The 22,405-nt window shown below is 47.4% G+C and carries 22 protein-coding genes and 2 pseudogenes; 9 read left to right on the plus strand and 15 right to left on the minus strand.

Features of this window, described 5'->3' with window-relative positions; all coding sequences use genetic code 11:
• Nucleotides 1-138: 138 nt before the first annotated feature.
• Nucleotides 139-986, plus strand: a protein-coding gene (locus NM96_05125) for an IS630 family transposase (GenBank protein AVR78796.1) whose coding sequence is annotated in 2 segments (ribosomal slippage) — nt 139-454 and nt 454-986 — 849 coding nt in all. Because the reading frame shifts where the segments join, the coding sequence is not laid out codon by codon here.
• Here NM96_05125 and NM96_05130 read toward each other — a convergent pair.
• From NM96_05130 to NM96_05140, 3 genes and pseudogenes are all read right to left on the minus strand, one after another.
• Nucleotides 979-2,235 carry a hypothetical protein gene (locus tag NM96_05130; GenBank protein AVR78797.1) on the minus strand — a complete coding sequence of 419 codons (1,257 nt, stop codon included), beginning with the start codon at nt 2,233-2,235 and terminating at the stop codon, nt 979-981. The genes NM96_05125 and NM96_05130 overlap by 8 nt on opposite strands.
• 3 nt (nt 2,236-2,238) lie before the next feature.
• Nucleotides 2,239-3,530, minus strand: a pseudogene (locus tag NM96_05135) (type IV secretion protein Rhs).
• Between the two features lie 888 nt (nt 3,531-4,418).
• Nucleotides 4,419-5,654, minus strand: coding sequence for a hypothetical protein (locus NM96_05140; protein ID AVR78798.1), 1,236 nt, complete (start codon nt 5,652-5,654; stop codon nt 4,419-4,421).
• 257 nt (nt 5,655-5,911) lie between these two features.
• Here NM96_05140 and NM96_05145 point away from each other — a divergent pair, with 257 nt between their 5' ends.
• A complete protein-coding gene (locus NM96_05145; GenBank protein AVR80272.1) occupies nt 5,912-6,880 on the plus strand; it encodes an IS110 family transposase in 969 nt (322 codons plus the stop codon).
• On the plus strand, nt 6,816-7,076 hold the full coding sequence (locus NM96_05150) for a hypothetical protein (protein AVR78799.1): 261 nt from the start codon (nt 6,816-6,818) through the stop codon (nt 7,074-7,076). The genes NM96_05145 and NM96_05150 overlap by 65 nt, the downstream gene beginning before the upstream one ends.
• Nucleotides 7,077-7,137: 61 nt before the next feature.
• Here the strand turns inward: NM96_05150 and NM96_05155 are convergent.
• The 8 genes and pseudogenes from NM96_05155 to NM96_05190 form a co-directional block, all read right to left on the minus strand.
• Nucleotides 7,138-7,804, minus strand: a pseudogene (locus NM96_05155) (IS5/IS1182 family transposase).
• The gene (locus NM96_05160) at nt 7,801-8,268 is read right to left on the minus strand and encodes a hypothetical protein (protein ID AVR78800.1); all 468 of its coding nucleotides are present in this window, start codon (nt 8,266-8,268) and stop codon (nt 7,801-7,803) included. Before NM96_05160 ends, NM96_05155 begins: the two are co-directional and overlap by 4 nt.
• Nucleotides 8,172-8,522 (minus strand): hypothetical protein, encoded by a 351-nt coding sequence (locus NM96_05165; protein AVR78801.1) that lies wholly within the window; start codon nt 8,520-8,522, stop codon nt 8,172-8,174. The genes NM96_05160 and NM96_05165 overlap by 97 nt, the downstream gene beginning before the upstream one ends.
• 304 nt (nt 8,523-8,826) lie before the next feature.
• On the minus strand, nt 8,827-9,936 hold the full coding sequence (locus tag NM96_05170) for a hypothetical protein (GenBank protein ID AVR78802.1): 1,110 nt from the start codon (nt 9,934-9,936) through the stop codon (nt 8,827-8,829).
• A 16-nt stretch (nt 9,937-9,952) separates the two neighbouring features.
• Nucleotides 9,953-10,138 (minus strand): hypothetical protein, encoded by a 186-nt coding sequence (locus NM96_05175; protein ID AVR78803.1) that lies wholly within the window; start codon nt 10,136-10,138, stop codon nt 9,953-9,955.
• 284 nt (nt 10,139-10,422) lie between these two features.
• The gene (locus NM96_05180) at nt 10,423-12,048 is read right to left on the minus strand and encodes a hypothetical protein (protein AVR78804.1); all 1,626 of its coding nucleotides are present in this window, start codon (nt 12,046-12,048) and stop codon (nt 10,423-10,425) included.
• 1 nt (nt 12,049) lies between these two features.
• Nucleotides 12,050-12,763: a hypothetical protein gene (locus tag NM96_05185; GenBank protein AVR78805.1), complete on the minus strand. Its 714-nt coding sequence runs from the start codon at nt 12,761-12,763 to the stop codon at nt 12,050-12,052.
• A 4-nt stretch (nt 12,764-12,767) separates the two neighbouring features.
• The gene (locus tag NM96_05190) at nt 12,768-12,992 is read right to left on the minus strand and encodes a hypothetical protein (protein AVR78806.1); all 225 of its coding nucleotides are present in this window, start codon (nt 12,990-12,992) and stop codon (nt 12,768-12,770) included.
• 29 nt (nt 12,993-13,021) lie between these two features.
• Here NM96_05190 and NM96_05195 point away from each other — a divergent pair.
• Nucleotides 13,022-13,814 (plus strand): IS5/IS1182 family transposase gene (locus NM96_05195; protein AVR78807.1). Its coding sequence is split into 2 segments (ribosomal slippage): nt 13,022-13,287 and nt 13,286-13,814, totalling 795 coding nucleotides; the frame shifts between segments, so codons are not numbered across the junction.
• A 122-nt stretch (nt 13,815-13,936) separates the two neighbouring features.
• Here NM96_05195 and NM96_05200 read toward each other — a convergent pair.
• From NM96_05200 to NM96_05215, 4 genes are read right to left on the minus strand one after another with little or no spacing between them, the layout of a single operon-like run.
• On the minus strand, nt 13,937-14,776 hold the full coding sequence (locus NM96_05200; protein ID AVR78808.1) for a hypothetical protein: 840 nt from the start codon (nt 14,774-14,776) through the stop codon (nt 13,937-13,939).
• A 2-nt stretch (nt 14,777-14,778) separates the two neighbouring features.
• On the minus strand, nt 14,779-15,753 hold the full coding sequence (locus NM96_05205) for a hypothetical protein (protein ID AVR78809.1): 975 nt from the start codon (nt 15,751-15,753) through the stop codon (nt 14,779-14,781).
• Between the two features lie 20 nt (nt 15,754-15,773).
• Nucleotides 15,774-16,595, minus strand: coding sequence for a hypothetical protein (locus tag NM96_05210; protein ID AVR78810.1), 822 nt, complete (start codon nt 16,593-16,595; stop codon nt 15,774-15,776).
• Between the two features lies 1 nt (nt 16,596).
• Nucleotides 16,597-18,762, minus strand: a complete 2,166-nt coding sequence (locus NM96_05215) for a type VI secretion system tip protein VgrG (GenBank protein AVR78811.1) — start codon at nt 18,760-18,762, stop codon at nt 16,597-16,599.
• A gap of 794 nt (nt 18,763-19,556) precedes the next feature.
• Between NM96_05215 and NM96_05220 the strand changes: the two genes are divergently transcribed.
• The 5 genes from NM96_05220 to NM96_05240 all read left to right on the plus strand — a co-directional run bounded on the left by NM96_05220 (nt 19,557) and on the right by NM96_05240 (nt 22,344).
• Nucleotides 19,557-20,075: a MarR family transcriptional regulator gene (locus tag NM96_05220; GenBank protein ID AVR78812.1), complete on the plus strand. Its 519-nt coding sequence runs from the start codon at nt 19,557-19,559 to the stop codon at nt 20,073-20,075.
• Nucleotides 20,076-20,138: 63 nt separating this feature from the next.
• The gene (locus NM96_05225) at nt 20,139-20,504 is read left to right on the plus strand and encodes a hypothetical protein (protein ID AVR78813.1); all 366 of its coding nucleotides are present in this window, start codon (nt 20,139-20,141) and stop codon (nt 20,502-20,504) included.
• Nucleotides 20,505-20,595: 91 nt separating this feature from the next.
• Nucleotides 20,596-20,985, plus strand: a complete 390-nt coding sequence (locus NM96_05230) for an epimerase (GenBank protein ID AVR78814.1) — start codon at nt 20,596-20,598, stop codon at nt 20,983-20,985.
• Nucleotides 20,982-21,464 carry a DUF2269 domain-containing protein gene (locus NM96_05235; GenBank protein ID AVR78815.1) on the plus strand — a complete coding sequence of 161 codons (483 nt, stop codon included), beginning with the start codon at nt 20,982-20,984 and terminating at the stop codon, nt 21,462-21,464. The genes NM96_05230 and NM96_05235 overlap by 4 nt, the downstream gene beginning before the upstream one ends.
• 40 nt (nt 21,465-21,504) lie before the next feature.
• Nucleotides 21,505-22,344 carry an epimerase gene (locus NM96_05240; protein ID AVR78816.1) on the plus strand — a complete coding sequence of 280 codons (840 nt, stop codon included), beginning with the start codon at nt 21,505-21,507 and terminating at the stop codon, nt 22,342-22,344.
• Nucleotides 22,345-22,405 lie beyond the last annotated feature (61 nt).

Raw genomic sequence — 22,405 nt, forward strand, 5'->3', positions numbered from 1 at the left:
ATGCTGCCAGCCGACGGTATCTAGGATATTCAGGGCAGTATAGATGATGTGGCGACGGTATAAAACTTTCCATTTTGATCTAACAATATAGTCAATTAAAAACAAAATGGTACAATACTCAACTTTGAAGGTTTAACCATGGCATACTCTGCGGACTTAAGAAACAAAGCTTTAAACTATTACGAACAATGCAAAAACATCAGCCAAACCGCAGCAACGTTTAATTTGTCAAGAAACACGCTTTACCTGTGGATTCGCCTTAAAAAACAAACGGGCAGCCTAAAACATCAAGTTACCGGTCTAAATGCCGTCAAATTGGATAGGCAAAAACTGGCTCAATATGTTGGGCAACACCCGGATGCCTATCTGCATGAAATCGCCAAACATTTTGATTGTACGCCAGCCGCCGTTTGCTATGCACTCAAACAGATGGGGATGACGCGCAAAAAAAGACCACCACTTACAAAGAACAAGACCCGGCCAAAGTAACGCATTATTTGACACAGCTGGCCGAATTTTCCGACTACCAACGTGTTTATTTGGATGAAACAGGATTTGACCGCTACCTGTTCCGTCCCTATGCCCGCAGCCCGAAAGGGCAAATAGTGAAAGCGCAGATAAGTGGAAAAAGATACCGACGCTTATCTCCGGTGTCCGCACAAGTCGGCAACCGGCTGATTGCTCCGATGGTTTATCAAAATACGATGACCGGAGTTTTTTTTGAAGCGTGGTTTCAGCAATGCCTACTGCCCGCATTGACTCAAAAATCGGTGATTATTTTAGATAATGCGCGATTTCACCGTATGGGTGTCTTACGGGAAATGGCGGAAAAATGGGGACATAAGGTATTGCCTCTTGCACCTTATTCACCTGAGCTCAATCCGATTGAGAAGGTGTGGGCGAATATTAAGCGGTATCTGCGAACCGTTTTGTCTGATTACGCCCGATTTGACGATGCGCTACCGTCCTATTTTGATTTTAATTGACTATAATTTTTTGAAAATCGACCTGTACTGATATTGGCAATTGTCCTTTCTTAAACAAATCATTAATCCGTTCCTGAATCCACACATGATCCATTTGCACCACGTGCCTTCCGCCTTCTTTCTCCGACAATACGCCCAGCCTCTTGGCAATCTGGGAGTCCGTACCCAATGCTGTAAACGACCCTTTCGCTTCGATTACAGCATAGGGTTTGCCGCCGTTGGTTGCCGGATTCGCTTGCCAAAAGCTGTCTATGCCTTTGTCGCTACCTGCTATCGTCAGCTTTTTCAGTTTGCCCCTGTCGTTAAGCTTCCTCTCTTTCGCATCGGGTTTCCAACTTCCCGCCGTATGTTTGTCGTGTGCTATCCAATTTCCTTTACCCCAACCAAGTTTTTCCAAACAGTAGTAGTCGGCGATGTGCTCGCCCACCCCGCCGCCGAATGCCTTCCATCTTGTGGGTTCTCTTGCTTTCACTTGTTCCGCCATTTTCCCGGAAGTAGTGTGTTTGGAAGGTCGGTTGTTTTCCTTTCCTCCATTTGTCTTCGGTTTGTTTGATCTAGGTGGCTTGGGCGGATGCGATTTTGCTGCAGGATGGTTCGGCGGCAGATTCTTGGGTTGCGACGAAATCTTTGGCTGTATTTGTCGCGCACCGCTATTGTTGCTTCGATCCTTGCTTCTGGTAATCGCTTTTCGGATATAGCGGGAAAGTAGAATCAGGCAACTAGACAGATTCCTTTTTACAAAATCAAAACAGGCATTGATGGTGCCGGATACATCGAACCAGCGCCCAAATACACTATCTTTTGCCGAAGTCAATGCCGCTTTTCTCGCACTTTCCAACTCCCGCTCCAACCTACCGATATCGATAAGCTGCATCAAAAAGGCTTCGGGATTGACGGGAATTGGACGAAAATTGTTTCTCACCATCAATACATTGGCCTTCTCAATAATCCTTGTGATGATTTCAAACATCAACGGCCCGTAAAAGTCAGGATTACGTATCAACTGTCTGAACGTCGTTCTAACCGGAGCACCTGCTCCGGGTATCAGGCAGACTATGCCCAGAATAAGCTGTAGTTTGAGTTCATTTTCTTCTTCCGGGGTTTTATAGTTTTGGCGATATAAATCCCATCCTGTTGATGTAATGTCCCGAATGCCCGCAACCATATTCAATGGCGGGAAGGCTGTCGCCATATCTAGAAGCAGGTTTTTAACTGCCTCTTCTTCCTGTCTGGTCAATGTAATACCCATGGTTTAATCGTCCTCGTAATCTAAATCGGAATCTAGAAGCAAATCAATCACTTCTGAAATTTTATCCTCCGGTATTTGTAAATCGAACTCCGCCAATTGACCAATAACCGCCTTTGCGGAGAAATCCTGTTCAAAATCTTCAATGGAAGGCAAATCAACAGGATCTTCGGAATAGCCGAAATAAACGTTGGCGGGACTGATATTGATATCTTTCAATACTGCCCTTCCATTTGTATCCAGCTTACCCGTATATTCCTTCCCATTTGCCAACACCACTCTATAAGGTGCGTTACCGATAGGCATCAGGTTCGCATCGTGATAAAAAATCTCAAAGTCGTTTTTATGCATGGAAAAGCCAGCTATATCCAAATCCCATGCATTCGCCCCAGTCACCACCAACGGCGCCCTCACCCTTACCACCTTCGGACTTCCAATCTCAACCTCCCCGTTGCTCAACTTGATATACGCCCCCTTGCAGGTAATCAGGACCTCTTCCTTCGCCGCAATGGTGATTTTCCCCGCACTGCTGGTCAGGGTGGCGTCTTTTAAGGCATTCAGCTGCAATTCGTCATTCTGTGCCTGTACTTCTCTACTTTACCTTGATTCGCCTGCATCTTGATGCCGCTGCTTTGGGCAAACAGGTTGAGGCTCTCTGCCGCATGGGCGGTCAGGCTTTGGCCGGCGGTGATGTCGGTATGGTTGCCGCTGACGAGGTGAATGTTTTCATTGGCGGTATGCAGTTGGCTTTGTTGGGTTGCGGTGGCAATGCCGGCCGGGGCGGTTTGGATTAGTCCTGCCTCTTTCAGGTCTTTGAGGGCGTCTTTCAGACGACCCTTTTGGGTTGCTTCATCGGTGTGGTGGTTGTTGGCGGTTTGGGCGGCTTTGTTCAGGCTTTTGGCCAGGGAGAGTGCTTGTTCGAGTTGGGCGACGGCATCGTCCATATCCAGCACTTTGCCGTTGGCGTCTTGGTTTTGTGCGCTGACGAGTATGCCTTTACCCGCCCGTACGGCACCCCAGCCGTCGGTTCTGAGTTCGAAGCCTTCGCCGTTTTCTCCGCGTTTTTCCCGACTTGAGTCGACGATGTGGCCGAGGTTGAGTTGGGATTTCTGATAGTCGGTGGCGAGTTTGATGTGTTCCTGACCTTTTTGGTCTTCCATCCTGAGTTTGTTGTTCGCCCAGGTACGGATGACGTTCCTTGTGTTCCAGTCGGCAGGGATGTGGTCGGGATGGACGCTGTCGTGCATGACGCCGGAGATATACGGGCGGTCGGGATTGCCTTGGACGAAGGACAGCATGACTTCTGTACCTTCGTGCAGGGGGAAGTGGATGCCGTACTCGGGACCGGCATAGGGTTTGGCGAGTCGGACGGGACGGCTTTCTCCGCCCGGACTCCATTCGTCCAAATCAAACGGCAGTTTGACGCGGTAGCGCCCCATGTCGTCGATGTAGGCGTAGGTGCAGTTCTCTGCCGCGGTCACCCGTGCGGGCAGTGTGCCGGCGATATGGGGGCGCGGTGTGGTACGTTCGGGACGGAAGGTGAGTTGGGCGGGTATGGCGGTAAAGGTATGGGTGTAGGCGGTATCGCGGCTGCCGCTGTGTTCCATACTGAGTACCAGCCAGCCGTCGGGTGCTTCGGGGAAGGCGGTATCGGTTTGGAACACTTTCATCGGCGCCATGGAAACGACGTTGCCGCTGCCGTTGGCGACGGTTTGGCGGCAGAGGACGGCTTCGTTCAACAGGGTCGTCTGAACTTTGGCTTCGTCGGGGGTTTTGGGATGAAGGCCCCAGTTTTGCTGTTTGCCCAATAAGACGGTGTTGTCGGCTGATTCTTCAGACTGTTTGTTGTCGGTTTCGGCAAAGAGGTCGGTATCGGCACTGCGGTAGTTGTAGTCGGCACTGCGTATGCCTTCGACGATGGGGTCGGTATGGTAGTTTGAACGGGGGGGGGGCAAGCTGGGGGGATTGGAGGTGGAAAGGCCGTTTGAAAAGGACTGAACTGCACCCCAAAAGTTGGACACATCCCCTCCAACTCACAAGGTGCAGTTTTTTTATGAGCAAATATACATTACACTTCAAATACCAAGCCGTACTCCACTACCTGCACATACGCAGCCAACAGCGTACCGCAGATCACTACTGCATCTCCCGAACCCACCTGTCGACAGATTGTTTATGGCCTGGCTTTACCATATAGATTTTCTACGCAACGGCTCGTCATGGTCTCCTTTGACAAGCTCCCAAATGGTCAGACCCATTTGGGGGCCGAGTAGCACATCTTGAGTCCGTACCCCCTCTCCTTCAGGGAAAATTTCACCTTTATTGAAATGACGGGTTTCGCCGTCAAAGCTGGTGATTTTCCATATGCCCGAAATCGGAACAGGCTCTTCCTCGACGCCGATGATTTCCTGCGGTGCTTGGGTGTAGATCTTCTTGCCGTCTTTTTCTTCCACTTCCCAACCGTCCCATCTTCTCGACCAATAATACATCTGTTCGCGGGTAATGCCGCCCATATTTTCACGGGGGTATTTTTCGCGTATCGGTTCTAAAGCGCGGTTTAGCGCAATGTAGTCCAAGGGTAAATCTTCGTGGATATCTCCGGTTTCAGGCAAGTTGCCAATTTTGAAAACTTTGATACCTGCTATATCACGCATCTTAATATCGGGATGATTTGCCAAAACAGGCTCTATCCTGCCTGCCGGAAGCTGTCCGTAAAGTTCTCTGCCGATCAATGTGTACCAACTGATACTGCGGATATTGTAGTCATAGAAATCTGCCAAATAATCGGTCGTGACCGGAATCAGCCCCAAATTCTCGCGACACACCCCGTATTCGTACGGTGCACCGTCGTAATAATTATGCGGTGGAATTGCTGCCAGACCGATATAGCCATGGAAAACATCCAGCTTCTCTGCAATCTTGTCGACAAATTCATCTAATTTTGCCAAATCTTGGGGGGAAGACAAAATTTCCAGTGGCAGGTTAAAAAGCAGGGTGCCTCTTGATATATCTGGATCGTTTGCAAAGTAGGCGGCAAAAGAGGTAATGTCGAAATAATAGGATGCGCTGGTATCTGCATGCTCGCTTTGCATTCCCCACATCACTTTGGGCGGATTTTCCTTCCGACTATCCAGCCAACGGTAGATTGTATCCCGTTCTTTCAGATATGATTTTTCGGTCAGTTTGACTTTTTTAATATCCCTATGGCCTCTTTCGTGCCTAGCTATTGTCAGCTTGTCTTTCGACCATTCGTAATAGAAATCCATCAAACCGGTTAAGGCATCGGCGACATCATCACGGGTATTAAAATAGATTGCGCCGCGTATGCCCAGTTTCAACAGGGTAAAGCCATGTTCGTTGTTGCGTTTGGTGCGGTCGGCGGTATAGTGGATGGCGATGAGTTTCTTTTCGGTATCATTCAGGAATTATCCTTTCTTGATTAAAATGAAATCTTACGTTCGGCGGCGCAACTGTTGCGGGCTTCTTCTTTGCTGGTGATAATTTCCCCATTACAACCTTGTATATCGAAACACCCGTATCATAGCAACAAACCGCCCGGTCGCCACCCGTACACACCCAAGGCAAACAACCGTTGAGTAGCTTAGGGAGCGGTCGGGCAACCCATCGACACAACCGGACAGTTGCCAGACAACACAACCAAATGCAAGGCAGGTTTATGATGAGTACCCAATACAACTGTGCAGGCATCGACATCGCCAAACGAAACTTCGTCATCGCCGTTTCGTCTTTGTCTAAAACCAAAACCGAAACCAACAACCCCAAAGGTATCGCCCATACTATCGAATACCTTAAAAAGCACAACGTCGCCCTCGTTGTGATGGAAAGCACCGGCGGTCTCGAAATCCCCGCCGCCAAAGCCATCCACCGCGCAGGTATGGCCGTGATCATCGCCAACCCGCGTCAGACGCATCAGTTTGCCCAATCGCAGTCGCTGACCAAAACCGATGCCAAAGATGCCCAAATGCTCGCCTTCTTCGCACAGATGATGATGCAGAAAGAAGATTGGCAAACCATGCTCTACCAACCGCCCACCGAAGCGGAAGAAGTGTTGGAAGCATTGGTCAACCGCCGCAACCAACTGGTGGATATGCGGACTGCCGAGAAAAACCGTCTGCATCAGGTTCACGAAACGCAAGTCGAAAGCGTCAAACAACTGATTGCTCATTTTGACCGTCTGATTGACGAATTGGACAAACAAATCGACGAGCACACCCACACGCATTTTGACGGCAAAGCCAAAGTGGCGGAACAAATCAAAGGCATCGGTTCGACAACGACGGCTACGCTGATGGCGATGCTGCCCGAATTGGGACGACTGTCGCACAAACGGATAGCGAGTTTGGTCGGCATTGCCCCGCACCCGAGGGAGAGCGGGGAAACCAAATTCAAAAGCCGCTGCTTTGGCGGAAGGTCTGCGGTGCGTAAGGCACTGTATATGGCTACCGTGGTAGCGACACGTTTTGAACCGCTTATTCGAGATTTTTACCAACGCCTGCTGTCCAAGGGTAAGCCGTATAAGGTTGCCGTTACGGCATGTATGCGCAAACTGCTGACGATATTGAATGCCCGGATGCGTGATTACTTTGCCGAAAACGGTATCACCGAAAACAGCATCCGAACGGCTTGATTTGAGTTTTGGTATTTTTGCCCGACGGGGTGAAAAATACAGTTGCTACTATGGTTACATGAGGACTGGCATCATACTCTTCTTTGCTTGCATCTCTGATATATGCAACTTGATCAATGGTATAAGTATTTCCTTCTACAACAGGTATTCCTTATCTTTGTCCCATCCTATTCCATTGAGCACATTATCAGATTGAGCACACTATCAGTGATAGAGCGACTGCTTTTATAATTGCTTGTTGTATTCAATGAATATAGTCAATTAAAATCAAAATAGGACAGTAGCGCATCGTCAAATCGGGCGTAATCAGACAATACGGTTCGCAGATACCGCTTAATATTCGCCCACACCTTCTCAATCGGGTTGAGCTCAGGTGAATAAGGTGCAAGAGGCAATACCTCAAGATTATCCCGCCCACGTTCCAATGCCACCAGGCAGCCTTTTCTATCCGTAACATCCGCCGTCGTTACCGCAAGGGCATGCGGCAAACCTTGCGTGTCAACCGCTATATGTCGCTTGATACCGCTAACCTTCTTGCCCGCATCGTAGCCTTTTTCCATGGCGGTATCCGTGTTCTTCACACTCTGCGCATCAATAATCAGGAAAGTAGTTGCTTCATGGCGCCCCTGCTTGCGGCGCTCCGCAACTACCTGATTTTTTTAATGCTTCCTCAAGGATGCTGATGCCACTCTCGCGTGGTTCGGTCCATCTCTGGAAGTAGGAATGCACGGTGCGCCATTTGGGGAAGTCGCCCGGCAAAGCGCGCCAGGAGCAGCCAGTGCGTTGCAGGTAGAGAATGGCACAAAAGACATCGTACAAGTCCACCTGGCGTGGCGCTGTGCGTTTACGGGCACTTTCCAGCAGGGGAAGGAGAGGCGCAAATTGCTCGCGACTGATATCGCTTGGGTAGGTTTTTCTGTTCATGCCGATAGTTTACAGCAGAGGCTGAGACAATGAACACGTTCTAAGACACCCATACGGTGAAATCGCGCATTATCTAAAATAATCACCGATTTTTGAGTCAATGCGGGCAGTAGGCATTGCTGAAACCACGCTTCAAAAAAAACTCCGGTCATCGTATTTTGATAAACCATCGGAGCAATCAGCCGGTTGCCGACTTGTGCGGACACCAGAGATAAGCGTCGGTATCTTTTTCCACTTATCTGCGCTTTCACTATTTGCCCTTTCGGGCTGCGGGCATAGGGACGGAACAGGTAGCGGTCAAATCCTGTTTCATCCAAATAAACACGTTGGTAGTCGGAAAATTCGGCCAGCTGTGTCAAATAATGCGTTACTTTGGCCGGGTCTTGTTCTTTGTAAGTGGTGGTCTTTTTTTGCGCGTCATCCCCATCTGTTTGAGTGCATAGCAAACGGCGGCTGCCGTACAATCAAAATGTTTGGCGATTTCATGCAGATAGGCATCCGGGTGTTGCCCAACATATTGAGCCAGTTTTTGCCTATCCAATTTGACGGCATTCAGACCGGTAACTTGATGTTTTAGGCTGCCTGTTTGCTTTTTAAGGCGAATCCACAGGTAAAGCGTGTTTCTTGACAAGTTAAACGTTGCTGCGGTTTGGCTGATGTTTTTGCATTGTTCGTAATAGTTTAAAGCTTTGTTTCTTAAGTCCGCAGAGTATGCCATGGTTAAACCTTCAAAGTTGAGTATTGTACCATTTTGTTTTTAATTGACTATAAAACAAAGGCCGTCTGAAAAGCTAAATTTAGTTTCAGACAGCCTTTAATTAGACCTTTTTTACTTTACACTAATCTGACAGACAGAGACTCTCCTCGACTGATTTGGCTTTAAGTTATCGATGCCGCATCTTGCTGTAAAAGGTGCGTAAGTTCCGGCTTTGAGTAGCAGAAGTAGGTTATTACTTCTATCTTGTCAATAGGGTATTTTCCCTTATTCTTTCTCTGCTTATAGGCTTGAGGGTAATAATTTTCTACTCAGAAAGCTTATCCTGCCAATATTGCTTTCTTACCTCATTTTTCGGAATATTTTTGCTACCCTGTCCATAGATTTCTACCAATTTTTTGGCTGCTTTAATTTCACCGTTATTGGCCGCACGTTCGAACCATTCCACTGCTGTTATCTCGTCTTTTGGTACATACCGTCCTTCCCAATACCATGAGGCCAAAATAGTTTGTGATTTTTCTTCACCAAGTTCGGCAGCTTTTTTATAATATTCATAAGCTTTTTTCTCATTAATAGGGAAAACATTATTTTTTTCAGAATACAACACACCGGCTACAGTATAAGCATAAGGATCATTTTGAGCCAAAGCTTTTTCTAACCATTGCTTAGCTTCCTGTTTTTCGGCTTCTGTTTTGGCTATTGGGGCTAACACACCTGCCAATTCTGCCTGCCCTACTGCCATATTTAATTCAGCTGCTTTTCTCAACCAAAAAATAGCATCTTCTGTTTTACCTATTAAAGAATAAATTGTACCCAAGTTATAAATGGCCATTTGATTACCTCCATCCTCTGCAGCTCTTTTAGCAAATTCCAATGCTTTATTTATATCTATATCAACACCTTTCCCGCTAAAGTACATAGTAGATAAATTTTGATAGGCATCAATATATCCTTGATTTGCAGCCAATTGATAATATTCTGCTCCTTTTTTCCAATCTACCGACACACCAACTCCATGGCTGTAAAAAAAGCCCATATTATTATTAGCTGGAACACTTCCCTGCTCTGCAGCTTTTTGTGTCCATTCAAAGGCTTTTTTATAATCTTTATAGATGCCCCAGCCATTATAATAGAGCAAACCTAGGTCAGATTGTGCTCGGATATCTCCATTCTTTGCAGCCTGTTCCATCCAATAAAAAGCTTGCTTTAGATCTTTCGGAGCATTTAATCCATCCATATATCTAACAGCTAAGTTATATTGACTAGAAATATCTCCTTCGATAGCACATTGCTCTAAATATAAAAACGGACCCTGTGGATCGCATTGCGTATCCCTAATCGTCTGATTAGACCCACTGCAACCAACAATTAAAGATAAAATAATGACATTAAGATAGTAATTTATACTTTTAATCATTGATATCTCCTTTTAATTAAGGTTTCTTAGATGGAACCACCATATCCATACCAGTATTAATAGACTGTTTTGTAGCCTCATTTATGAGAGCCTGACTAATATCCCCAGCTCCAGTTTTACCTACTCCAAATCCTGCAGCGGTACCCAATGCATTACCTGGAACTCCTTTCAACGTCTCTGTTATTGATTTGCCTTGGCACATATAATCAGAAATGGCTCCTGATCCAACGGATAATCCGGCTTGTGAACCTAATTTAGTTAACCCTGATCCTGCTGCACCAGTTACCATATCTACTCCAAACGCACAAGCATTAACTCGACCATTTTGCATAATTTGAGTTGTACCGGATACCACAGCAGAAATCCCTGCACTTTTTTCAACAGCGGATAAAGAAGTCCATGCCTGTGCAGCCGAACTTTTTGATAGAACATTAACTCCTCTTGCTGCCAGTGGAATAAGTTCAGGAGCTGCTGCGGCCGTTGTTACTACTGCAGCCCCCCCCCTACACCCGTTACAGCTAAGGTAGCGTTTCTAGAATCCGCTAAAGTACCTTGGAATTGATGTACGTTCTTACATTTTGGATCTTTACTTAGCTGCGCCATATGTCTTCCAAAAAGTACACCTACACCTGTTGCACATTGGTTATTTCCACTTTTTTGTGCTGCTTGACGTTGTGCCCTAATATGTTTAAAACGTTCTGCTTGAAATTGATTCTCTAAATTCCTTGCTGCATTATCACTAATACCAAAAATTGGGATTCCAGATAAGCCAAATACATCTGTCCAAGTTTGCACATTATTTGCAAACCGATACAAACTCTCCCCACCCAATAGCTTAATCGGATCCTGCTGCGTAAACCGCCCAATTTCCGGATCATAGTAGCGGAAGAAGTTGTAATGCAGCCCCGTCTCTTCATCATAATACTGATTCTGCAGACGGAAGGGTTGATGTATATCCAGTTTCAGACGACTTTCTTGGGTCAGTTTGCCCCAGCCGCTATAGTCACCGCTCCAAACAATTTTGCCTTCCCCATCGGTCATCTCTCGCGGGATGCCGATTTGATCGTTGTGGTAATACAGGATTTCTCGTGCCTTATCCGAGCCATTGTAGGTGGTGATTTGGGCAAGGGGTTCATAGTTTCGGTCTTCGGTATAAATGTAGGTGTAGGTGCGGTCTTTACGGTACTCCTGTAATAAGCGGCTGCCGTCCCACAGGTATTGGATTTCATTGCCATCTGGATGGACCTTGGCTATGCGGCGACCTATGGGGTCGTAGCGGTAGCGATATAAGACGGTGTTTTGTCCGGGGCGATGGATTTCGGCTTCGGTCAGTTGGTTATCGGCATTGTAGCGGTAATGTTGGATTTCGCCGTCATGCTGCTGTTTTTCGATCAGGTTGCCCAACGGGTCGTAGCGGTAACTGATGCCTTTGTATTGGGTAAGACGGTTACCACCGATTCTGCTTTCGTCGGTAAGGTTGTGGGCAGGGTCGTAGCGATAGTGCTCGTCCGCGCTTTGGGTAATTCTGCCTAGTGCGTCATAGGTGTAATCCCTGCTGCCGTTGGTTTGGTCGTCGGTACAGATGAGGTTGCCAATAGTGTCGTATTGGTAACGGCGACCGATAAGGACGGCAGGGTCTGCTTTGTTGTGACCGTTCGGTTGGGCAATTTGTTGTTTCAGACGACCTAATGGGTCAAGTTGAAATTGGGTATTCAACTTGCCGATAGTCCGCTCGACTGGGCGATGCAGGGCATCACGCTCGATGTCGGCAAGGGTGGTGCCGTCGAGGTTGACGTGGTGTAAGTGCCCGCTGCCGTAATACAGGCGGTTTAAAATTTCACCTGTAGGCAGGATGGTTTGGATGCGGTTACCCAATACGTCGTAACGGTGTTCGGTAATCTGTGCAGTGACATCTTTGGAGTGTGAACGGCTGATACCGGATGTAAGGGATCCATCCAAGTGTATGAGCTGCTCTTTAACCAGTCTGTTGTGATCATAACTAAAACGAAGTTCACTATGGGCGTTATGTGCTTGGATCAGACGGTTAAGTTTGTCGTAGCGGTAGTGGGTGCTCAGGATTTCTCTGCCCTCTAAATGGCTGTCTTTTAACAAACTATTTCTTATCAGACATTTTAATTAATCTATATTTAACCCACACCCAAAAATAACAAAATTCAGTATATAATAATAAAACAGAAAAGATTATCATTCCTGAAGTCATAAAATATTCTGCTTTAGCACCACTTCGCAATGAAAATCCATAAAACATAAAACTTATGCCTACAATAAATGGAGTATATATGAATAATTGCAATTTACTTAATGGCCAAAATACCGAGTCAGGGGCAAAAAAAATTGTTGATCCACTTTTTTTATATTTTAAACTATTATCAATAAGCTGTTTACAATCTAACTGAATAACATATAAAAATGCCAGAAAAAACATTATGGCTAAACCATATAGATAATAGTTAAACAATTCTGTCCCTTTAAGATACGCACTTATAATATAAGGAATAGAGAAAAAATGTATGAATATACCTATATTTAAAAAAACAGACTGAAAAAACATTTGGCTAAGTGGGTTAGAAGATAATAGTTTCCTAATATAATAGAATATTAACAAATAAACAAATATTAATATTGTTAATAACAAACCAGCTATTGCTTGTTTTCCTACTCCCCAATCACTCGGAGATAAAACACTCACACCAAGTTCTTGCAGGACAAATGCGAATAAACCCATTTTAATCAAGTAGAACCGTCCAAGGTCCCTCAGAGGACGGTAATCTGCTTTTAGGAGTGAAAAATCATGTCGTTCTTTCATTTTTTTAAGATCCCCAAATTTTATCTTTTAATTTGCTACTCTGGTCGGCTACAAAATAGCCCACTCCCATAACTACTGCAAGGCCGATAAGAAGTACTGCTGCAGCCGGAAGAGTAAACCCAAATATAGCCATAAATGTCATTGTCGCAGCCAATGCAATATTTGATAAAGCAATGCCAACACCTGCGGCAAAAATGCTAATTCCAACCCTGCCTAAGAACGTGTTCATTGTCTCAGCCTCTGCTGTAAACTATCGGCATGAACAGAAAAACCTACCCAAGCGATATCAGTCGCGAGCAATTTGCGCCTCTCCTTCCCCTGCTGGAAAGTGCCCGTAAACGCACAGCGCCACGCCAGGTGGACTTGTACGATGTCTTTTGTGCCATTCTCTACCTGCAACGCACTGGCTGCTCCTGGCGCGCTTTGCCGGGCGACTTCCCCAAATGGCGCACCGTGCATTCCTACTTCCAGAGATGGACCGAACCACGCGAGAGTGGCATCAGCATCCTTGAGGAAGCATTAAAAAAATCAGGTAGTTGCGGAGCGCCGCAAGCAGGGGCGCCATGAAGCAACTACTTTTCTGATTATTGATGCGCAGAGTGTGAAGAACACGGATACCGCCATGGAAAAAGGCTACGATGCGGGCAAGAGGGTTAGCGGTATCAAGCGACATATAGCGGTTGACACGCAAGGTTTGCCGCATGCCCTTGCGGTAACGACGGCGGATGTTACGGATAGAAAAGGCTGCCTGGTGGCATTGGAACGTGGGCGGGATAATTTTGGTGCGATACAAAAAATCCTTGCTGACGGTGGTTACACGGGTAAGGCATTTGCTTCGTCGGTACAGGAGTTGATTGGTGCGCAGGTAGAGATTGCCAAACGAAACGAATTGCACCGTTTTGCAGTATTGCCGAAGCGATGGGTAGTAGAGCGCAGCTTTTCCTGGTTGGAAAAGAACAGGCGGCTTTGGAAAAACTGCGAGCGTAAGTTGAGTACCAGTCTGCAAATGGTAGCTTTGGCTTTCTTGGGAGTCCTGCTACGAAGACTATAAACACGCTCTAAGAACTTTATGTTGATTTTATAGTGGATTAAATTTAAATCAGGACAAGGCGACGAAGCCGCAGACAGTACAGATAGTACGGCAAGGCGAGGTAACGCCGTACTGGTTTAAAGTTAATCCACTATAAATTTGATATCCAGCTTTGCTAGATAGGTACGCATACGGGTACAGAACGAACGTGCTGCCGTCGCCCCGCGCGAAAAGCCGAACACATAAAGATTGACAGCCTCGATTTGGGGCAATTTGTTGTTTTTCAGCCTATTGATATAGCGTTGTCTGATTGTATTTTGGAAGAAATACTTCAGATTACTTTCAGTCATATACCGATTGCCTAAATGACGGGCAATCTGGTTCAATTCTTCTGACGGAATCTCTCCTTGCCCGCTCATCGACATCAGCAGGCTGAGCACTTGCAGCATCGCCCAAACAATGCGGGCATCGCCGTATTTGGCCAATGCCTCCCCTTTCCGGTTGCTTTTTTCATTGTCATTCTCATCGCCTACCTGCCTGAACGGCGTACCAACACCGGGGACATAGATTTTACGGTACATAGTTTTACGCGCCTGCGCTTCGGAGAAGTATTCGGCCTTTTCCTTTGCTGCAAATGTTGAGGGTACGGGCAAGGTGCGTTTTTCCCATTCGCCGTCGTAATAAACCCTAGCGGTCTGCCTGATCTGCTCTTCGGTTAGAACGCCCTTCCCCGGGAAAACGTCGTACAGCCTGGCCACATTGCTGTGGCTTTTTTCTTTGGTGCTGAAGTATTTATTATTGTTCGTGCCGTCGAAGAATACGCCGATATGGGCGTAGTTGGCACAGGTAGGAAGAGCACGGCCTTTGACATCGCAGGTCGGCGGTTGGAGGGATTTGCGGAAATCATCAACTATTTTTCGTTCCTCTCGTGTTAAGTCAAATGGACTATTAGGACACTTGTCTGCAAATTTCAAGGTTGCCATTTTTACTCTCCAAATATCGGCGAACGCCAGTCGATTTTACACATTTCTTTATTTGATATAGAAGAATACATTCTACCCTCTTTGCATTCTTGTTCAAATTTTAAACAATCATTATATGTCCAAGATTCAAATTCCACTGTATCCCTATTTTTCATATTTTGGATTTTTCTACATCTGATTCTATCTGCCTCAGCCATATTATCTGTTGAGTTTTCATAATGCGGCAGGTTCTTATAACAATGCGCCCTGTCATGCGCCCTCAGGCACGCACCCAACGTCCCGCCTTTCACGCTGCCCATCCAGCCAGGCTCACCGGGATAGCCGCCTCCGACCACCAGCTCCGCCTTATGCCCTTCTAAAAACACGATGAACACGTTATCCGGGCTGTCGTAGGCAGGCAGTGTCAACTCCTGGCTGTAAAGCTTCTCTTTACCTTCCCCAACTTCCTCCCATTTCAGCATATAACGTCCCTCCTTGCTGTTTTTGGGCAGGTTCAGGCAACATTCCCTGCTACCGCCTCCGTACAGCGAACGGACAATCCCGCCGCCTACGGGGTGATACCCTGCCAAATCCAACGGGTGGTCTGCTTCAATCGAGGGATCGGGTGCGCCCGAGATATCGTACAGGGCATAACGGATACCTCGGTCGGCATAGAAATTGACCGTGTCCATCGCCACATCAACCCCATCCGTCCTGCCCTGCGGGCGCGGCGGATTGCTTTTAAACATATTTCCCAATTCACGGTAGCCCTCGTCCCACACGGTTCCGCCGTTGGGTCCCGCCAGAGCGGCGGCAAGGCCTTCAAAGAAAAAGACGGGAGTAAAAAACAGCAGTCCGCCTGCAAAAAGCGCGGCCAGTGAAATGCCCAGTTTTTTTCGGATACGGGCAAATTTGGGCAGATTCATCATAATGATCAGAACGAACAATGTCGGAATGTATAAGTGGAATAAGGCAAAAGCGAAAAGGAAAATATCCATGTTTTATCCTTTAAGGGGTTTCAGACGGCCTCTTGATACTCAAATCTGCCCGGTAACGTGGTTTCATCCGATTTCCATATTTCCAACTTGTCCGGCAGTGATTGCAGATATCGGCCGATAAATCGATTCATTGAGAAAGATGGCGAAGCGATGTCTTCTTTTTCCACCTCTACCCGAATATCCATCCACAAATCAGATCGGATATTTTCATTTGTATTTCCTGACTGCATTAAATGTTCATACACTTTGACAAATAAAGTATAAGGTATCGAACCGTTCATTATGCCCTCATATTCGGCATCATTTAATTCTAAAATGCCTTTTAATTTTGAAACCGCCGCCGCATTCGGATTTTCAATCAAACGCCATTCGTTACCGATATCGGGATAAAACCATTTTGCAATCGGAGCAAAAAAATGAATCCGATGCTCGTTGGAAAACGTATTTTCCAAAACAGGCAGGATACGCGTATCGCCAAACCGCAAAATCAAAGGCTGACCGTCTTGAGTTTGACACAAAGAATATTGTCCCAAATGCTCAGCAAGTTCTTTTGCCTCCAAAGGAGAAAGAATGATGCTGTATAACGGTATATCCTGCATTTTTTCACAAATCTGCTTAATCTGACACGCAAAATCCCGTTTGTCCAACTCTAATAAAATGGGAGAAACGGTTTCATCTTCCATTTTCAGTACATTCCTCCATAACGGAATGCCTCCATAGCCCAACATTGCGGTACGTTGCATTTTTTTCAGTTGACTGCAATCCAGCAACAAATAAGGTTTTTGTGAAAAATCCTTATTCAAGGTTTGATTGGTAATTTGAATGAAATTTTGATAATCCATTTTATCCTCCTTGCAATGAGTTTAATGTTGCAAAAGGGCTACCGTTTTCCGCCGCACGCTTCAGACATTCCTCACATACAGTGAGCGGAAATTCGGGTAAGGGTATATTCAGACTATTCACCCCACCCACCACCAACGGCGCCCTCACCCTCACCACCTTCGGACTCCCGATCTCAACTTCCCCGTTGCTCAACTTGATATACGCCCCTTTGCAGGTAATCAGAATCTCTTCCTTCGCCGCAATGGTAATCTTTCCTGCGCTACTGGTTAACGTTGCATCCTTCAGCGCATTCAACTGCAACTCGTCATTCTGTGCCTGCACTTCCACTTTGCCCTGATTGGCCTGCACCTTGATGCCGCTGCTTTGCGCAAACAGGTTGAGGCTCTCTGCCGCATGGGCGGTCAGGCTTTGGCCGGCGGTGATGTCGGTATGGTTGCCGCTGACCAGGTGGATGTTTTCATTGGCGGTGTGCAGTTGGCTTTGCTGGGTTGCGGTGGCGATGCCGGCAGGGGCGGTTTGGATCAAACCGGCCTCTTTCAGGTCTTTGAGGGCGTCTTTCAGACGACCCCTTTGGGTTTCTTCATCGGTATTGTGGTTGTTGGCGGTTTGGGCGGCTTTGTTCAGGCTTTTGGCGAGGGAAAGTGCCTGTTCGAGTTGGGAAATGGCATCGTCCATATCCAGCACTTTGCCGTTGGCGTCTTGGTTTTGTGCGCTGACGAGTATGCCTTTACCCGCCCGTACTGCGCCCCAACCGTCGGTTCTGAGTTCGAAGCCTTCGCCGTTCTCTCCGCGTTTCTCCCTACCGCTGTCGACGATGTGGCCGAGGTTGAGTTGGGATTTTTGGTAGTCGGTGGCGAGTTTGATGTGTTCCTGACCTTTTTGGTCTTCCATCCTGAGTTTGTTGTTCGCCCAGGTACGGATGACGTTCCTTGTGTTCCAATCGGCAGGGATGTGGTCGGGATGGGCGCTGTCGTGCATGACGCCGGAGATATACGGACGGTCGGGGTTGCCTTGGACGAAGGACAGCATGACTTCGGTGCCTTCGTGTAAGGGGAAGTGGATACCGTATTCGGGACCGGCATAGGGTTTGGCGAGTCGGACGGGACGGCTTTCGCCGCCGGGACTCCATTCGTCCAAATCAAACGGCAGTTTGACGCGGTAGCGCCCCATGTCGTCGATGTAGGCGTAGGTGCAGTTCTCCGCCGCGGTCACCCGTGCGGGCAGTGTGCCGGCGATGTGGGGGCGCGGTGTGGTGCGTTCGGGGCGGAAGGTGTGTTGGGCGGGTATGGCGGTAAAGGTATGGCTGTAGGCGGTATCGCGGCTGCCGCTGTGTTCCATGCCGAGTACCAGCCAGCCGTCGGGGGCTTCGGGGAAGGCGGTATCGGTTTGGAACACTTTCATCGGCGCCATGGAGACGACGTTGCCGCTGCCGTTGGCGACGGTTTGGCGGCAGAGGACGGCTTCGTTCAACAGGGTCGTCTGAACTTTGGCTTCGTCGGGGGTTTTGGGATGAAGGCCCCAGTGTTGTTGTTTGCCCAGTAAGACGGTGTTGTCGGCTGACTCTTCTGATTGTTTGTTGTCGGTTTCGGCAAAGAGGTCGGTATCGGCGCTGCGGTAGTTGTAGTCGGCACTGCGTATGCCTTCGACGATGGGGTTGTGGCGGATGCTTAAGTTGAACAGCGCTTCGGTACCGACGCTTTCCAGCCCGGCATGGGGACGGTAGGAAACGGGCAGGCTTGGGTCTCGGAAGTAGTGTTCGGGACTGTCGCCGAAGACGACTACGTCGCCATGTTGTTCATGCTGTTCGAAGGCGTACCAAATACCTTCTTCCTCACACAGACGGTTGATAAAGTCAAAGTCGCTTTCGAGGTACTGGGTCACATACTCGCGGACGGTGTAGCTGCGGCTTTTTTGGAAACGGTAGTCGACACCGGAGAAGCCGTGATGCTTGAAGACGGCAGCGACGATGTCGGGGACGGTTTGGTTTTGAAACAGTCGGGAGGATTGGAAATGTTTTAAAGCCGCGAAACGCGGCTCTAAAACAAAGCGGTAAACGGTTTCATCCTTGGATACGGACAGCTTCTCGCATGAAGTCACAATGCCCTGCCATTGTTTCGCCGGAGATTCGTCCGAACCGGCTGAAAAGGCGGCGGCGACTTCGGACAATACGGCCTCCTGCGGACGGATTTCAAACGCTGCTCGCTGGTTGAGGTAGGAAGACAGCGGCAGGGAGGAATCGGTAGAGGTGGCGGTGATTTCGACGCGGTAGGCGGTGTTGGCGGCTTCGGAGGCGGTGAAGGATTTGACGGAGAGTGATGGGGAGAATCGGGCGAAGGTAAGGTGGTAGGATTGGCGGGCGGTTATGACAGGATAATTTTAGAATGACAATGAATTTGGTATGTTAACTTGGATAATGACTATGATAAAGCGAATGGGATGAATAGGGAAAAGGCCGTCTGAACGGTTGAAATAAGGGATAAAGAGTCATTTTACCCTGCCCTATTCCACTATTCAGGGGAAAGGTGGTAAATTAAGTAGCCAAATTTTTCTTAAAACCTATTGATTTTATACTAAAAATTGGAGTACTATGAGCATACTCTCAGAGCATCATTAATTCTCATTTGACATATAGGAACAATAAGTGGAATTTGTAGAAGAATAGGGAAAAGGAAATTAATTTATATTATGTAAAATTATTGCATTTTACTTTTCTTAGTTTTAATTATTACCACAAATCCCTTAAATTCCTATACAAGAATTTAGGGGATTTCCCATAAGTATTTTCTTCCAACAAAACCGTACAAGCTATAATTACCAAACATGTTAACCACTTTCTCCGCTGAAGTTGGAGCAGGTGCTGGTTCATCAGCCAATCAATTCGTACCTAAATTGATAAAAACTTTGCCCTTAAATATTTCTGTATTGACAGAAATAAAAGACAAAAATAAAATACCCTTACTATGAAACTGAATCCGACCACTGAAAAATTTATCCTCCACTGGGGCGAAATGGGCACTAAATGGGGCGTCAACCGTACCGTTGCACAAATCCATGCCCTGCTCTACATCTTAGGCAGACCGATGAATGCCGAAGAAATTACCGAAACGCTCGGCGTAGCGCGCTCCAATGTCAGCAACAGCATCAAAGAGCTGCAAAATCTGAGGCTGGTGCATACCGTGCATATCTTGGGCGACAGACGCGATCATTTTGAAACTTCAGACGACGTCTGGACTTTGTTCCGCACCATCGCAGAAATGCGCATGCAGCGCGAAATCGAACCGACGCGGCAATTTTTGCAAAGCCTGATCGATAGTCCTGAATTTAGTCAGGAAAATGAAACCGCCAAACAGCGAATCCGGCAAACCCATGATTTCATCAATACGCTGACCATATGGGCAAATGAAATGCTGAAGCTTTCCACCTCAACCATGGTGAAAATTTTAAAAATAGGCGCCGGAATACAGAAATTTTTCCGATGATGCCTCCCCAATTGATTTACAAGACACAACCCCCGGTTTCTCTTACTCAATCATAGGTGTGTTATGGCACATTCAACAGATGATTATTTCGACTATCCGAGAGGCAGAGTCATCACCGTTTATGCTGCATCTACGGTATTTTTTGCATTTAGTATCGGCTACTATGCTTTATTCTTTACCGTACCGGCCCTAATTTGCGGTTTGATCTTAAGCTTGACGTCTACATACAGGGACTTACGCGGCCTTATCCGGGCAATCATAACCGGATCATTATGCTTATGCGGTTGCCTATATCTTTTACTGTTTGGCGCAGATTTTGTCACCAGCCTCCTAGCAAGCGTGGTAATAGGCGGTACTTATTCTTTGATTGTTGGCGTTTTGAGCTTGCCCAATCCTCCGGGGGAGGATGATATTCAGGAACCTGCCTAATTTTTTTACCCTTATATTTCTCTTTTGACAGAAATTTTAGAAATTACAGGCTAAATATATAAATAAACCGAAATGAAATTAGGAAACCAATATGTCCGACAAAACTACACGCAATCTCCCTGCCTACCTGTCTTACTCGATGGGGCTGCTATGGCTGTGGAGCGGTACCCAACCTCTGTTTTTCATGCCCGAAATGTCATTGGATTTGCTGCATTCGGTCGGTATTCCCGATCCGTTGCTGTGGCCGACATTAATCGCCGCTTCACTGCTGGACATCGGTTTTGCCTTTTTATGCTTCAGCCGCTTTCGCGCCCGTTCCGAAATATGGCTGCTGCAATTGCTGACCGTCGCGGCATACAGCCTGATTATTGCTTTCAGGCTGCCCGAAATGTGGGCGCACCCATTTGCGCCTTTGGTAAAAAACCTGCCGATTATGGCTACTTTATTTTTCCTGTATCAATCCGTAGGAGATAAAAAATGAACACCTATTTAATCGTTAAAACCCTGCACATCATCTCGGCTACCTTAATGGTCGGCACCGGTTTTGGTACAGCGTTTTACCTCTTTTGGGCAAACCGCAGCGGTTCGGTCGCCGCGCAGTCGGTCGTATCGCATTGGGTCATCAAAGCAGATTGGTGGTTTACGACCCCCGCCGTCATTTTCCAACCCTTGTCCGGCTTATGGATGCTGTACGAACGCGGCTATACCGTTTCCACCATGCTGGAACAAAATTGGGTATGGATGACGCTCGGTTTATACATCCTTGCAGGCATTTGCTGGCTGCCTGTTGTCTGGCTGCAAATCCGTATGGCAAAGATTGCCGAACAAGCGCATAAAGAAAACGCAGACACCATTCCGGAACCCTATTGGCGTTACGCCAGACGCTGGGAATTGCTGGGCTATCCCGCCTTTTGCGCCACTATCGTGATTTACTTCCTGATGGTGATGAAACCGATTTAAAGATTTTCAGACGACCTCAGCAATACCATAAAGAAAAACCATGAACATCATCATTTTCGGAGGCAGCGGCTTCATCGGCAGCCGTACCGCCCAAATCTTAAAAGAACAAGGTCACCAAGTTTGCACGCCCGACCGCCGCGCCTTCGATTTTCTTCATCCCGATGAAACCGCTGCACGCCGTTTATTGGAAGGGCAAGACGTCCTCATCAACTGCATCGGCATCATGAGCCGTCATGCAGAAATACTCGAAACCGTACACCACCGCACGCCCAAACAGCTCGCCGCATGGACAAAAGCAGCGGGCATAAAACGCTGGGTGCAACTATCCGCACTGGGTGCCGACCCATCTCAATCCATCAACTTTGTCGGCAGCAAAGGACGTGGAGATGATGCCGTCGCCCAAAGCGGCATCCCGATTGCCATAGCCCGACCATCCGTCGTTTACGGGCGAGGGGGAACCAGCTGCGAACTGTTCATCAAATTAGCCCGCCTCCCTTTGCTTCCCCTGCCGGAAGGCGGCCGCTTTCATTTGCAGCCCGTCCATCTTGCCGATGTTGCCGAAGGTTTGGCAAAACTTGCCGTCCAAACCAACACCGGCCACAGCATTATCAATATGACCGGCAGCCAGACGCTGACCTTGGCGGAATACCTGACCACCCTCCGCCAAACCCTGCACCACAAACCGCCACAACATATCCTACCTGTTCCCCTGCGCCTGATTGACCCTGTGCTGCCGTTGGCAAACCTCCTCAGCAACGGTATTATCAGCCGTGACAGCTTTGCCCTGCTCAAACAAGGTTCATGCGCCGATTATTCTGATTTTGAAGCTTTATTGGGGAGAGCGCCATTAGCTGCGGAAAACTTTTCCCGTCAAAGCTGAATCAGCCATACACATATGCAACGGAAAATTAGATTTCAGACGAGATTTACCTGCTACAATT

Origin of the sequence: Neisseria mucosa, from assembly GCA_003028315.1 — a bacterium.
Classification (GTDB): domain Bacteria; phylum Pseudomonadota; class Gammaproteobacteria; order Burkholderiales; family Neisseriaceae; genus Neisseria; species Neisseria mucosa.